Source organism: Thalassobius sp. MITS945101 (assembly GCF_047123305.1).
Classification (GTDB): domain Bacteria; phylum Pseudomonadota; class Alphaproteobacteria; order Rhodobacterales; family Rhodobacteraceae; genus Thalassobius.
Genome location: NZ_CP138918.1, coordinates 1178602 through 1192449, shown reverse-complemented (window position 1 = coordinate 1192449; position 13848 = coordinate 1178602). Strand labels below are relative to the sequence as shown.

The following is a 13848-nucleotide window of genomic DNA, read 5'->3' as shown; positions in this document are numbered from 1 at the left end:
CCAGTACCTTGGTATTGGTTTTAACCCAAAACGCCGCCGCCCGAATATCTGGGTATTGGTATGGGCATACATACTTTGGTAAGGGTCCAATTTTCCTAAAGTCGAACTCAGTCGTAATTTCAAAGCCTTTACAATTGGTTAACGGACCCGAACTTTGGTCGAAGATTCTGCACTTTCCGCGTATTTTCAGTTTCAGCCACGGTTCCGCCCGCCGAATCCCGCGAAATGAGCGATTCCCTGCGTGTTGCCTGCTGGCGAAACTTGGCAAAAGCGCCCGAAAAACCTAGAACCGCTTGGACACATCGCCTCTGCGTGAGGCTCCAGACGACCAAAGGCCCGTTTTGACCGGCTTAAAGGATCCTTATGACCAACCATCTTTATCAGAACGACCTGCCCGACGGGCTGGATATGGGCCCGGTTGTGGCCATCGACTGTGAAACCATGGGGCTGAACCCGCATCGCGACCGTCTGTGTGTGGTCCAGATGTCCGGCGGCGACGGTCACAGCCATATCGTACAGATCGCCAAAGGTCAGACCGAGGCACCGAATCTGTGCAAGATGCTGGAAGATCCCAATGTGCTGAAGCTGTTCCATTTTGGCCGGTTTGACATCGCAGCGCTTTACAACGCTTTCGGCGCCCTGACTGCCCCGGTCTATTGCACCAAGATTGCCAGCAAACTGGTGCGCACCTACACCGATCGTCACGGGCTGAAGAACCTGCTGCAGGAATTGCTGCAACAGGACATTTCAAAGCAGCAGCAAAGCAGCGACTGGGGCGCGCCGGAGCTGACCAAAGCGCAGCTGGATTATGCGGCCTCGGACGTCTTGTACCTGCACCGTCTGAAGACCGAGCTGGACCGGATGTTGACCCGTGAGGACCGGATGGAAACCGCGCAGGCCTGTTTTGACTTCCTGCCGACCCGCGCCAAGCTGGATCTGGCTGGCTGGCCGGATGTGGACATCTTCGCGCACTAAAGGCGGGTAAGGAACAAACGATGGCACCGCGGGACGGATATTACTCGATCTTTGTGGGCTGGATGAAAATCCTGCTGCCCCTGTTGTCGATCGTGCTGCTGTCCACGCTGTTCCTCCTGTCACGCGGTCAGGATACCAACACCGAACTGCCCACTGTCATGCGCGATCTGCAGGAACGTGCGCGTCAGGAAGTAATTTCCGCGCCCCGGTTTGCCGGCGCAACCACGGCGGGGGATCTGATTGCCTTTGAGGCCGCCACAGCCAAACCGGACGACACAGAGGCCCATCTGGCGCATGCCGAAACATTGCGGGCTATCATCGACCTGACCAGCGGGGCGCAGGTGACCTTCACCTCCGCGACCGCTTTGCTCAACACCCGCGATCAAGTGGCGACGCTCAGCGGCGATGTGGTGGTGACCAGCTCCACCGGCTACACCATCCGCAGCGGCGATCTGCGCACCGAGATGGCTAAGATCGGCGCCGAAACCACTGGCCCGGTGACCGGCGACGGCCCGCCCGGCTATGTCGAGGCTGGCAAGATGCTGCTGACCGAAGACACTGAGACTGGCGATGTCCATTTGCTTTTCACAAATGGCGTAAAACTGGTATATCAACCGCAGAATTAGGATTGTTCCATATGACCCGTGTGATTTCCCTTGCCCTTGCGGCCCTGATGACTCTGGCTACGCCCGTTCTGGCCAATGACCTGGCCTTCGGCAAAGCCCGCCCTGATCCCAATGCCCCGGTCGAGGTTGCCGCCAATGAACTGGCGGTGAACCAGAAAGACGGCACGGCTACCTTTAGCGGCGATGTGGTGATCACCCAGGGCGAGATGATCCTGTCGGCCCCTTCGGTTCTGGTGGTCTACAAAGAAGACACTCAACAAATCGCAACCCTGGAAGCCACCGGCGGTGTGACGCTGGTGTCGGGACAAGATGCCGCCGAAGCGCAATCGGCGCAGTATGACATCGACGCGGGCATTGTTCTGTTGACCGGCAAGGTGCTGCTGACCCAGGGCCAGAATGTGATGACCGGGGAAAAAATCACCATCAACCTGGAAGCTGGCACTGCCCAGGTGGGTGGCCGCGTCCGGACCACGCTGCAGACAGGGAACTGATCCAAATGGCAAAGCCGCAGCTCTCGGTCACCGAAGGCAGCCAGGGTCTGGAAGTCCAGAACCTGCGCAAAAGCTATAAAACCCGTGTGGTGATCCGTGATTTCTCGATGTCGCTGAACCGCGGCGAAGTGGTGGCGCTGCTGGGGCCAAACGGCTGCGGCAAATCCACAACCTTCTATTCCATTGCAGGCCTTGTGTACCCCGAAGGCGGCCATGTGACGATTGACGGCCGCGATGTGACCGGCCTGCCGATGTACCGTCGTGCCAAGCTGGGCATTGGCTACCTGCCGCAGGAAATGTCAATCTTCCGCGGTCTCAGCGTTGAGGACAACATCGCCTCGGTTCTGGATATCGTTGAGAAGAGCCGCCACAAACGCCGGGAACGGCTGGAAGAGCTGCTGTCGGAATTCTCAATCGAACACCTGCGCCGCGCCCCGGCGCTGGCCCTTTCGGGGGGTGAACGCCGCCGGGTAGAGATTGCCCGCTGTCTGGCCGCCAATCCCAAATACCTGTTGCTTGATGAACCGTTCGCCGGGGTTGACCCCATTAGCGTCGGTGACATCCGCCATCTGGTGGCCGATCTGAAGAAACGCGGCATTGGCGTTCTGATCACCGATCACAACGTCCGTGAGACGCTGGAAATCGTGGATCGCGCTTACATCCTGCATGACGGCAAGGTGCTGATGTCTGGCACCCCGGATGAGGTGGTGGAAAACGAAAACGTTCGCCGCGTCTATCTGGGCGACAACTTCAAAATCTCCTGATTTTGAGTTGATCGGCGACTCGCCTAGGCTGGTCCTGTCAAAAAACTTTCACTGATTGATTGACAGACAGGCACCGACTCAGTCCAAATGGGGTCATGGCATTTCTGGCTTTTGTACCGACGCATGAGGAGGTCTTGGAGACAAGACCACTCTGTTACGGGCAGGCATATGTCATGAAACCATCCAGCATTCGGGAACAATAAACGTCCGCGCGCTATGCGTGTTGGGCGACAAAACCGAATTGTCATGTAAAGGAGACTCGATGCGCTATCAAATCAGTGGAAAACAGATTGATATTGGCGATGCGTTGCAAACCCATGTGAAGGACGGGCTGGGGGCGGCCGTTCAGAAATATGCGGAACGGCCAACGGATGCCAATATTGTCTTTTCGAAATCCGCCAATGAATTTGTTTGCGAAACCACCGTGCATCTGTCCACCGGCCTGACCGCTCAGGCCAAAGCTCACGATCATGAAATCTACGCCGCCTTCGAAAAATGCTGCGATAAAATGGAGAAGCAGCTGCGCCGCTACAAGCGCCGCCTGAAAGACCACCACAGCGCCCGTTCCGAACCAGTTGAACAATTCGGCGCTTCGTCCTATATCCTCGCGTCTGACGATACGGATTCGGAGCCTGACGGGCTGCAGCCGATCATCGTTGCCGAAATGGAAACCAAGATTCCGTCGCTCTCTGTAGGTGAAGCGGTGATGCAGATGGAACTTGCCGGGTCACCGGTTCTTGTTTTCCGGAACGAGGGGAAAGACGGGCTGAACGTCGTGTATCGTCGCGAAGACGGCAACATCGGCTGGATCGACCCGCAGTAAATCAACGGCCGGGCGCAGCCCAGGCCAGCGGAGCACTGAACAGACCATGGAACTTTCGAGCATCCTCAAACCAGAGGCCGTGAAGGTTATTGCCGCGTCCACCAGCAAGAAACGCTTGCTGCATGATCTTGGCGATTTGGCGGCTGCGGCCTATGGCGTGAAGCCAGAGGCCGCCGTCGAAGCTCTGCTGGAGCGGGAAACGCTTGGACCAACGGGTGTGGGCCACGGTGTGGCCCTGCCCCACGCCCGTCTGACCGACATCGACCGTGTTGTTGGCGCGTTTATCCTATTGGAAAAACCCATCGACTTCGAAGCGGTCGACCGGCAGCCGGTTGATGTGATCTTTGCCCTGTTTGCGCCGGAAGAGGCCGGGGTAGAACATCTGAAAGCGCTGGCGCTGGTGTCTCGTTCGCTGCGCGAAGCGGCGCTCTGTACCAAGCTGCGGGCCAATGCGGACCCTGCCACGCTCTATACCATCCTGACTGAATCTCAGGGCGCGCAAGCCGCCTGAGGGGCCAGACAGCTGAAAAGAAACAGGCGACCCGCGGGTCGCCTTTTTTGTTTCTAACGCAAGCTTCACGGCCAGTTTCAGCGCCAAGGGCCAAAACCGAAGGCCACATAGTCCTTCTGATAGATCGAGGCGATCTTGGCCTCCAGATGATCATCATAGATCGCTTCCAGTGGCACCGGCCCAGCCTCGGGTGGCGGGGTGTATTCGATCGGATTGGTATAGCCCACCCGCCGCGCCAGAACGGGCAGCATGTCGCCCAGCTCTTCTTCTCGCAGGATCATGTCGGGCTGCGCCAGCTCGGCGAATCCTTGCAGGGTCTGGTTCTGACTGCTCCAGGAGGAATCGACGCGAATGGCAGTCTGCCCCGCCAGATTCATTTTGAGGAAATCAAGGAACCCTAGGAAAGCCGCGCGATGGCTGGCCACGTCATAGCTGGCATCCACCTCGGTCGGCAGGCCCAGATCATAGCGGTTGTTCAGGGTCTTGCGGATCTTGTTGAAACTGCCGGGACCGGTCGACAGGATCTTTTCGCAAAAGGCCGTATGCACCCGTGCCACGGGGTGGCGCAACACGGTGAAACTGCGGAAACCAGGATTGTCCTTCTTCCACAGACGCAGGGTTTTCTGGCTGAACTTGCTGTGCAGCTGATCCTCGGCCACACGGTCCAGATCCGCCAACCATTTCTCCACCGCCGCATCAGGCCCCGAGCGCAGCGGCATGAACAGCAGCGGCGCCTTGGCCCCCGCCACGTAAGAAGGCACAACCGCCCCGCGACGGGGTTCGAAGTTTGGCGTGCGGGTCAGATTGAACTGATCCAACTGCCCCAGGGCCTGCTCCATCGCGGCGAAGTTTTCCACCTTCTCCGACAGCGGCGCGGGGTTCTGTTTCTTCAGTTTGCCGTCCAACTCTTCCAGCTGGTCGTCCTGTCCCAGCCAGCGTGCCAGACCGTTCATCACCGCGATGTCCTGCAGGTCTTCATAGGCGACATAAAACGCGGTCTGCCCCGAGGTTTGCAGCGCATTCAGCAGTTCCACCTGAAAGGCCTGAAGATCGGCCAGATGGCGGTCAAATTCGCCCTTCTCAAACACCGCCTTGCTGTCTTTGCGACGTTTTTCGTTGGTCAGTTTCCACTGCCCTGTCGCCTGTGCGATTTTCCAGCTCACATAGCTTTCGACCGGATTGCGCGTCAGCACAATTTTGGCGCAACGGGGATCGTTGATGATCTCTTCCAGCACGCGGGGATCGTGATCGTGGAAATAGCGGAATCCCCCCATGCCCTCACTGTGCCGTTTGATCGTTTCCAGAAACCGCAGCGGATCTTCATCGCGCATTTCCTGGGTCAGCCCTAACACTTCGGTCTTGTTGGGGTAACAGATGAAATGCGGATTGAACGCCTCACCCTGACAGGACAGCCCCGGAAAGGCGTTCAGGTTTGCTTCGAGAAAGTTGGAGCCGGTCCGCATTTCAGCAAAGACCACGAAATAATCAAACCTGTCGCTCATCTAAGTCTATCTTACCAAATAAGGTTTTCGTTTTGGACGGTCGCCGGCATTCAAACCCCGTTCGACCGCAAAGTCGCCCATCAAATAGGGGTGCATCCCCTGGTTCTTCAGGTTTTGCAGGAATTGACCAAAGCCGGTCAAGTCCACCATTTTCGGCGCCTCGGCCAGACGGCGGCCAGAGCGGCTGCCGATCTCATCGATGATGGTCTGCAAAGGCTCCATCGGGGCCTCAATAAACTCGGCCATGGTCCAGATGCGAATGCGCGCCTTGGTATAGGGCGAGCGCAGCACTTTCAGGTGTTCCGATTCAACTTTCTGCAACAGCGCGGCTTCGCGCCGGAGGTCGGCAAAGTTGCGGTTGGACTGGAACAGAGGCACCGCCCAGGCCCCCGAGATCACCGAGACCTGCGCGTTTGGGTCTTTGGCAAAGATCCAGCCAATGTCCTGCTCATCCGTCGGGCCAAAGCGGAAACACTGCCGTTCGCCGCGGGAATTCCAGATCAGGCTGGTGAGAAAGGCCTGTGGGTTGTAATCGCGAATGGCCGCGCTGTCGCTCAACGCGCCGTTCATCACTGTCTGGCCGTCGGCGTAATCCACCCGGTCCGGCGCAAACAGATGGCCATGCATCCGCACCCCGGTGGCCTTGGTCAGCCAGCTGTCGAAATCTTCAAACAGATCGCCAAAGCCTTGAAACACCGAATAGCGCGCTGAGGTGACGCCGTTTTCCCAGCCATCATGCGGGAAACGGCTTTGCATATAGAGGCCGGGGCGGCCCCGTGTCCGCCGGTCCAGCGCCTTGGCAAAGATGCGGTCAATCTTGCCGGGGTTGGGCTCGGTCCCCTTCATCATGCCCGCGGCGTCATTCAGGAAGCTGTCATAGAGCCGGTCAGCATGGGGCCAGATTTTGCGGGCCACAAAACAGTCCGAACGCCGCAGAAGCTGCAGGTGATCGTCATAGAAAATATGCGGCTTGCCCTGAAAGTCGAACTTCGACAGCGTCAGCGAACGGCTTTCGATGCTGGTGGAATAGAGCCGCGCGAGGGATTGAAAATAGCTCTCATCGGGGATCCAGACCCCTTTGAAATAACGATCAAACAATTCGCGGTCCGGGTCTTCCAGAATGGCCGAAAGCGTCTGCCGCGTCAGGCACCACCACTGGCTGCCCATATGCGGGACAATGCCGTTGGGCAGCTTGCGTTTGCGCCCGACCAGCCGTTGCAGCCCCACCCAGCGGTCAAACAGGTAACGGTTCTTTTTCCATGAGAACGGGAACGACAGGGTAAACCGTTCTTCATCCAACCCACCCACGGTCCAGGGCACATCCGCTGTTGTGGCACTTTCAATGAAATCGGTGCGCGGACGGGCGGCAAGGTAATCGGTCAGCTCCTGCACCGGCCGCAGCGGCAAGCAGGATCCCGACGCCAGATAGACATGGCGCACATCCGGGAAGTCAGACAGCATCAATTCAGAAGCGCTTTGCGAGGCCGCGACAATGCCCCAAGTGCCCCATTCACAGCGGTGTCGCGCGCTGAACCGCACCTCGGGCAGATCAGCCACGGCATCGACAAAGGCGGCATAGGTGCTGTGATCAACATTGCGATCGACGTGGATCACCACCGGACAACCTGCCGCCGACCAGTGCCGCGCCACCTGTTCGGCCCGACCCAGCGCTGTGTGCACCAGCATGATGATCCCGACGGTTCCCATGCCCGCCTCCTTACGCCCAGTTGCCCTTGGACAAGAGCCCAAGGATCTCTAGCTGACGCCAGTTAATGTATTTTTCCGACCATTTGCACCAGAGGTCCGGATTTTCATCCAGCGTGGCGGCATAGGCCTTGTATTCGACGCTGGCGGCATAGTGCTGTTTGCGCTCCAGCTCTTCCTGCGCTTTGGTGTTGAACGTGTCGAGGAACTTGGTGTGCAGCAGCACACCGCTGGCTTTTTCGCCACCCCATTCATCATAGACCGCGTTCAAGCCACGGGGCAGCAAATGGTGGGTGGAGCTGGCGTAAACGTATTTCTTGTCCCATTTTACCAGCGGGATCTTGTTCAGCGCTGGGGCTTTTTCCGGCGCGTCAGGGAAAAACACCCGTTGCCGAGGACCGCCCTGGATCCACAGATTGCCAAACTTCCAGTTCCGTTCCAGCGCGTAGTTGCCGCTGTCAAACCAGCTGGCAATCTCCATCGGGTTTTGACCAGCGCGGTAGGGCTGCTGATCAATGCGGCCCTTGGGATACATATCCAGCAGCATGGAGCTGAACGATTTGATCGAAGAGGCATCAAGCCAGTCGGTCAGCGCCCGCAGCGGGCGGGTGTCACAGAACGGGTAAACCAGGAATTCATCGGGATCGACCACCAGCGTCCAATGGCCGTGACCATATTTGCGCTGCAGATGGTTCAGCCAATCCACCCCAAAGCGCGACCGCTTGTAGCTGGCCCGAGTATGCCAGAGCGACACATCAGACTGATCGCTGAGATAAGAGACCGAGCCATCATCGCTGTCATTGTCCACAATCAGGAAGTGGTTCACCCCCATTTTGCGATAGTAGTCCAGGAAATACGGCAGCCGGATGGCTTCGTTCCGTTGGGTGGAAAACAGCAGGATATCACCGCGTTTGATCTGATTGGTACGGTTCACAACCGGCCGCAGTTCCCGCCGTTTGCGGAAAGCACGGATCAGAAAACGCTTCCGCCGCAGCCTCAGCCGATATGCCGTCCAGACGCCCAAAACCTCTCCTCAGACCAGATGCAGCGTGCCGGGTTGGTCGTTATCACAGCCGGCTTAACACCACGTTGAAATGCTCACCCCATGTCGGAGGCACAAATCGTGCCAGTTCGGGGGATTTTCGCTGCGGGTCTGCCTGTGGATCACGCGCCAGTTCGGCCATTCTTATTGTCCAAGAATAGAGATCATTCAGGGGCAGGTAAACGGCATTGTTTCCAAGGAGTTCCTTTAAAATGGGCAAATCGCTGCAAATCACCGGACATCCCAGCGCCGCGGCCTCCAGAGGGGGCAACCCGTAGCCCTCGGCAAAAGAGGGAAACAGAAAAGCCCGGGCCTGCCCCATCAGATGGGCGATCTGACCGTCGCTGAGGCCCGGCATTTCAAACACCGGCCCGGCTGTGCGGCCGCAGTGGTCCAGCCGGTCAAACACCGCTTCATTGTTCCAGCCACGGCTGCCACAGATCAGCAGCTGCGGGCGCTCGGCCTCGGGCAACGCCTCCCAGACATCCAGCAGCAACGTGTGGTTCTTGCGCGGCTCGATGGTGCCAAGGGTCATCATGAAGGCCCGGTTGGGGTTGAACCCTTCCGGCATCTGAACCGGTGTCGGCGCTGCTAAAGTAACACCCAGCGGGGCCACCAGCGTTTCGGGGTGGTCCGATCCCAGATGGCGCGCCACATCCGCAGCGGTCTGCGCCGAATTGCACAGGATCAGATCCGCGTGTTCCCCGACCCGCCCCAACATCGCTTTGAACGGGGCCACGCTGCCTTCGCGCTGATACTGGGGATAATCCAGCGGTATGGTGTCATGCACCATCACCGCCACTTTGGCCTGCCGCCGATGCATGGCGTGCAACACCCGTTGGGTCAGGTTGGAATGACCCACGTTCACATAGGTGAACCCCTGCCCCAGATGGGTCTGCAAGCAGCGCAGCAATCCCGTTGGCAGACATCGCGCCACCGCCCAGCGCCGCAGATCGGATTCGGCCCTTTTCTGCATCCCAGCGGCCCGCCCCAACCGGGACAGTACACCAACTGGCCCCCAATCAGCCTCCTGCCGCAGGCAAACCGCCATATTGGTCAGTCCGGCGCGGTCCAGCAACAGATAGCCATAGCGTGTACGCAGCAGACCATAGACCGGCAGGGCATCGCGCAGAAACTGTTCCAGATAAGCCATCTCGACGCGGTCCACACCGGTGAGCACCCGTCCGGCCCGTCGCATCAAGCGCGTGACGTCCAGCAGGCGGACAGAAGTCTGGGCGTCAGCAGTCATGCAACCTCTTCGAAAGCAAAAGAAAAGCCCGGGGAAACATCCCCCGGGCCATGTTCCTCAGCCCAATGGGCTTTGGCAAGTCCTTCAGATCACGGCGCTTACTGCGCTGCCTTGTCCAGCGTGATGACCTCTTGCAGATATTCCATCAACTCGTCCTTCAATTCGGGACGCGACAAGCCAAACGAAACGGTTGCCTGCAGGAACCCCGCCTTGGAGCCACAATCAAAGCGCTGGCCCCGGAAGCGGTAGCCGTAAACGCCGTTGTCGCCTTCGATCTCTTTTGCAATGGCATCGGTCAGCTGGATTTCCCCACCTGCACCGGTTTCTTTTTTGTTGAGTGAGCGCAGCACGTTGGGATGCAGGATATAACGCCCGATCACCGCCAGATTGGACGGCTCAGTGCCGGGGGCGGGTTTTTCCACCATGCCTTTGGCCTGCACCACGGCGCCCATATCTTCGGCCACATCCAGCACACCGTAAGCGCTGGCCTTTTCAGGCGGCACTTCCATCGTCGCCACCATCGAGCCGCCGGTTTCCTCGTAGGCCTCAACCATTTGCTGCAGGCAGGGTTTTTCAGCCGCAATCACATCGTCCGGCAGGATCACGGCAAAGGGTTCATTGTGGATCAGGCGGCGGGCACACCAGACCGCATGACCCAGACCCAGCGCCTTGTGTTGCCGCAGATAGGCGATTTCACCACTGTCCATATTGGTGGCCTTCAGGATCTCCAACAGATCCGTCTTGCCCTTCTTGCGCAGATCCGCTTCCAGCTGGTGCGAGTGGTCAAAATAGTCCTCCAGCGCGGATTTCCCGCGCGAGGTCACAAAGATGAACTCTTTAATCCCGGCGGCGCGGGCTTCGTCGATGGCGTATTGAATCAGCGGGCGGTCCACCAAGGTCATGATTTCCTTGGGCACCGATTTTGTTGCCGGCAGGAAGCGCGTTCCCAAGCCTGCAACAGGAAAGATCGCTTTGGTAATCTTGTGTTTCATTTTCTTAAATTCTCACAGCCTTGTCTAAACACCAAACTTCAACATCCCCTCTCACTGGATGGCATTGTCACAGCTAGAGAGCAAGCTTTCTATGACACCACAGCGCAACAGCCCTGTAACGGGACTGTTGTTTCGGCAGCATTGGCGCCCAGCGCTACAACGCACGCCGCCCTGCGACCCGTTTTTGTTCCTGTCGCAGCCGTTGACCAAACCCGACCGCAGAAAACGGTAGGCGGTTTCGAACGCTGCGGCCCCAAATGCCGCCCCGCTGCACCCAGATCCCCGGTGCCACGAATCGCACTTGGTGACGGCGCAAGGTTGGGCTGAACAGATACAGCGACACAGTGTGGCCTGCGGCAACCAAGGCTTCCGCCTCTGCCATCAACCGACGTTTCTGCCAGATCCGGCCTGCCAAGACACGGTGCGCACCGGTGGCGCGGCTTTCAAATGGCAGGAAGGCCGGCGGAGGGCCAAAGCGCGCGTAATGTCCGAACATCCGCGCCTCCCCAGCGGCCAGACCTGCCTCCAGCCCGCGGGTCAGATCTTCCACCTCTTCAGTGCGCAACAGACCCGCACGGCGCTGCCGCCAGATCCGCCGCACCTGTTCCTGGCGCAAATCGGCAATGGCACCGGCGCGGTAGGCTTCGGGACAATGTTTGTTCAAAAACACCGCTGTGCTGGCTCCGACGTCGCCCAAATCCGTCACGGCCCGGTTCTGCCGCCGGCGCGGACTGGGGGCATAGGCGTGATGCACCTCAGCCATCGGTGCAATTGCAGTGGCATGACCCGCCTGATGCAGACGCAGGTTCAAATCGGTCTCATCCAGAAAGAAGGCAAAGACCTCGTCAAATCCGCCCATGCGTTTCAGCACATCAGCGCGAAACGCCATATTGGTGCCCTCGGTTTTCACCGCCTGCCCGTCCGGCGCGGTGACCATGCGGGGATGATCCCCCTGCAACGGCAGCCTATGCGCTTTGCCGGTGTCATCCACCGATCGTGCCTGCCACTGATAGCTGATCCCGTTGCGTCCGCGCACATAGCCGCCAACCGCACTGACGTCTGGCAGGTCAAACCCGGCCACCAGATGGCGCAGCCAGGTTGGTTCGGCCACAGCATCATCATCAATGAAGGCAATCACCTCCCCGGCCGCCTCGGCAATCCCGAGGTTCCGCGCCTTGGAGATATTGGCCTCCTCAAAGCGCACCAGTTTGATCAGACCGACCAGCCCCGCCGCTTGCACCGCTGCCGCTCCTTCGACATCACACACCACAATGATCTCATAGGGTGCATAAAGCAGTCGAGTCAGACCACACAGGCAAGTCGCTAGGCTTTCACCCCGCCCGCGACTGACCACCACAATGGACACAGACGGACCCGCGCCCGCCTGTTTTACTTGTGGAGGCCGCGCCGACATCAGGCCTCTTTCAGGGCAACGCTGGGCGAATAGGCGATGAAGAACGGGTTGGCATAGCCGTCTTTGCCGTAGACCAGCGGGCTGTGATCGTCGAACCGCACGACCTTGCCGCCTGCGCCCTGCAGCACGGCGTGGCCCGCAGCGGTGTCCCATTCCATCGTCCGTCCAACGCGGGGATAGATATCCGCCTCACCGGTTGCCACCAGGCAGAACTTCAACGAAGACCCCGCGCTTTTGCTGTCCGCAACGCTGTATTTGTTGATGTAATCGTCGGTTGCCTGATCTCGGTGCGATTTCGACGCAACAACCAGCAGCGCCGCATTATCTGCGTCCGAAACCTTGATCGGCTGGGTCGCGCCGATCTGCTCCTTGTCCAGGTCTCCGGTTTCTTCCACCGCTGCGCCATCGGCCAGAGTGTAGAACATCCGGTCCCGCGCCGGTGCATAGACCACACCACGGGTCGGCACACCGTTTTCCACATAGGCAATGTTCACGGTAAAATCGCCACGCCGGTGCACAAACTCCTTGGTGCCGTCCAAGGGGTCAACAATCAGGAAGGTATCCGCCTTTTCAAGGTGCGAATCCGCCTGTTCTTCGGTCACCAAGAGCACATCGGGAAACGCCGCCCGCAACCCCGCCGAGATCAGCGCATCCGCCGCTTCATCCGCTTCGGTCACCGGGCTTTCATCCGACTTCACCTTAACCTCGAACGAATCCGAGTTGTAGATCTCCATGATCTTGTCGCCAGCTTCCAATGCCAAACGACGCATCACTGCGGTAAGCTTCTGGTAATCCAAAACAGGTCTCCTTCAGAGAAAACGCCACAAGCGCAGGCGTTTGTTGCTATAAAAACACCACACCCTTATGATCGGGGCCTAAGCAAACGGCAAGAACCGGCCGTTAGAATTACCGCAGAAAGCGGAGCAGGCGATTATGTTTCACAACAGCCGCAAAGAATCCGGGCTGACAGCCGCATTGACGATTGCCGAACTGGTCTATCACGCCAGCGCGCGCAAGATCCGTGTGACCCACGGCAACGCCATGATCGCACTGCTGATCAACCTGATGCAGCTGTTTGTCTTTGTCGCCGCCTTCTATGTGATGTTCTCACTTCTGGGCCTGCGCAACTCGGCGGTGCGGGGGGACTTCCTGCTTTATCTGATGTCGGGAATTTTCCTCTATATGACCCACGCCAAGACACTTGGCGCGGTGGCCGGATCCGAAGGGCCAACCTCGGCGATGATGCAACACGCCCCGATGAACACGGTGATTGCCATCCTCTCCTCCGCGCTCAGCGCGCTTTACATTCAAGTGCTGGCCCTGACCATCATCCTGTTTGTCTACTATATGGGCTTCCAGCGGTTTGTGATTGAAGATGCCGCCAGCGCCTTTGCCATGCTGATGATTGCCTGGTTCGGCGGGCTGGCCATCGGCACGGTGATGCTGGCGCTGAAACCCTGGATCCCGAACCTGATTTCGATCGTCACCATGATCTATCAGCGGGCCAATATGATCGCTTCGGGCAAGATGTTTCTGGCCAACACCCTGCCGGGGTTCATGCTGGCCATGTTTGACTGGAACCCGCTGTTTCACTGTATTGATCAGGCGCGCGGTTTCACCTTCATCAACTACACACCGCGCCATTCTTCCATCGCCTATCCGCTGATTGTCTATGGCATCATTCTGGTGATCGGCCTGATGGGCGAATTCTACACCCGGCGCAATTCCTCCCTCAGCCTCAGCGCCAGACGATGA

General features: G+C 58.6%; 14 protein-coding genes. 7 read left to right on the top strand and 7 right to left on the bottom strand.

Features of this window, described 5'->3' with window-relative positions; genetic code table 11:
* Nucleotides 1–363 precede the first annotated feature (363 nt).
* The 6 genes from SIC14_RS06095 to SIC14_RS06070 all read left to right on the top strand — a co-directional run bounded on the left by SIC14_RS06095 (nucleotide 364) and on the right by SIC14_RS06070 (nucleotide 4190).
* Nucleotides 364–975 carry a ribonuclease D gene (locus SIC14_RS06095; RefSeq protein ID WP_412564934.1) on the top strand — a complete coding sequence of 204 codons (612 nt, stop codon included), beginning with the start codon at nucleotides 364–366 and terminating at the stop codon, nucleotides 973–975.
* A 20-nt stretch (nucleotides 976–995) separates the two neighbouring features.
* The gene (lptC, locus tag SIC14_RS06090) at nucleotides 996–1601 is read left to right on the top strand and encodes an LPS export ABC transporter periplasmic protein LptC (protein WP_412564933.1); all 606 of its coding nucleotides are present in this window, start codon (nucleotides 996–998) and stop codon (nucleotides 1599–1601) included.
* Between the two features lie 11 nt (nucleotides 1602–1612).
* The gene (gene lptA / locus SIC14_RS06085; protein WP_412564932.1) at nucleotides 1613–2092 is read left to right on the top strand and encodes a lipopolysaccharide transport periplasmic protein LptA; all 480 of its coding nucleotides are present in this window, start codon (nucleotides 1613–1615) and stop codon (nucleotides 2090–2092) included.
* Between the two features lie 5 nt (nucleotides 2093–2097).
* Nucleotides 2098–2856: an LPS export ABC transporter ATP-binding protein gene (gene lptB, locus SIC14_RS06080; RefSeq protein ID WP_412564931.1), complete on the top strand. Its 759-nt coding sequence runs from the start codon at nucleotides 2098–2100 to the stop codon at nucleotides 2854–2856.
* 262 nt (nucleotides 2857–3118) lie between these two features.
* Nucleotides 3119–3679, top strand: coding sequence for a ribosome hibernation-promoting factor, HPF/YfiA family (gene hpf, locus SIC14_RS06075; RefSeq protein ID WP_412564930.1), 561 nt, complete (start codon nucleotides 3119–3121; stop codon nucleotides 3677–3679).
* Between the two features lie 46 nt (nucleotides 3680–3725).
* Nucleotides 3726–4190 carry a PTS sugar transporter subunit IIA gene (locus SIC14_RS06070; RefSeq protein WP_412564929.1) on the top strand — a complete coding sequence of 155 codons (465 nt, stop codon included), beginning with the start codon at nucleotides 3726–3728 and terminating at the stop codon, nucleotides 4188–4190.
* 77 nt (nucleotides 4191–4267) lie between these two features.
* Here SIC14_RS06070 and SIC14_RS06065 read toward each other — a convergent pair whose 3' ends face one another.
* The 7 genes from SIC14_RS06065 to cysQ all read right to left on the bottom strand — a co-directional run bounded on the left by SIC14_RS06065 (nucleotide 4268) and on the right by cysQ (nucleotide 12863).
* Complete coding sequence (locus SIC14_RS06065; protein ID WP_412564928.1) at nucleotides 4268–5692, bottom strand: sulfotransferase family 2 domain-containing protein; 1425 nt, start codon at nucleotides 5690–5692, stop codon at nucleotides 4268–4270.
* A 6-nt stretch (nucleotides 5693–5698) separates the two neighbouring features.
* Nucleotides 5699–7399: a beta-1,6-N-acetylglucosaminyltransferase gene (locus SIC14_RS06060; protein ID WP_412564927.1), complete on the bottom strand. Its 1701-nt coding sequence runs from the start codon at nucleotides 7397–7399 to the stop codon at nucleotides 5699–5701.
* A 10-nt stretch (nucleotides 7400–7409) separates the two neighbouring features.
* A complete protein-coding gene (locus SIC14_RS06055; protein WP_412564926.1) occupies nucleotides 7410–8420 on the bottom strand; it encodes a glycosyltransferase family 2 protein in 1011 nt (336 codons plus the stop codon).
* 43 nt (nucleotides 8421–8463) lie between these two features.
* Nucleotides 8464–9687: a glycosyltransferase family 4 protein gene (locus SIC14_RS06050; RefSeq protein ID WP_412564925.1), complete on the bottom strand. Its 1224-nt coding sequence runs from the start codon at nucleotides 9685–9687 to the stop codon at nucleotides 8464–8466.
* Nucleotides 9688–9785: 98 nt separating this feature from the next.
* A complete protein-coding gene (galU, locus tag SIC14_RS06045; protein ID WP_412564924.1) occupies nucleotides 9786–10679 on the bottom strand; it encodes a UTP--glucose-1-phosphate uridylyltransferase GalU in 894 nt (297 codons plus the stop codon).
* Between the two features lie 154 nt (nucleotides 10680–10833).
* On the bottom strand, nucleotides 10834–12093 hold the full coding sequence (locus tag SIC14_RS06040; protein ID WP_412564923.1) for a glycosyltransferase family 2 protein: 1260 nt from the start codon (nucleotides 12091–12093) through the stop codon (nucleotides 10834–10836).
* Entirely contained in the window at nucleotides 12093–12863 is a 771-nt protein-coding gene (gene cysQ / locus SIC14_RS06035) for a 3'(2'),5'-bisphosphate nucleotidase CysQ (RefSeq protein ID WP_412565832.1), read from the bottom strand. The genes SIC14_RS06040 and cysQ overlap by 1 nt, the downstream gene beginning before the upstream one ends.
* Nucleotides 12864–13026: 163 nt before the next feature.
* On the opposite strand from cysQ, the gene SIC14_RS06030 reads away from it, so the two are divergent.
* Nucleotides 13027–13848 (top strand): ABC transporter permease, encoded by an 822-nt coding sequence (locus SIC14_RS06030; RefSeq protein WP_412564922.1) that lies wholly within the window; start codon nucleotides 13027–13029, stop codon nucleotides 13846–13848.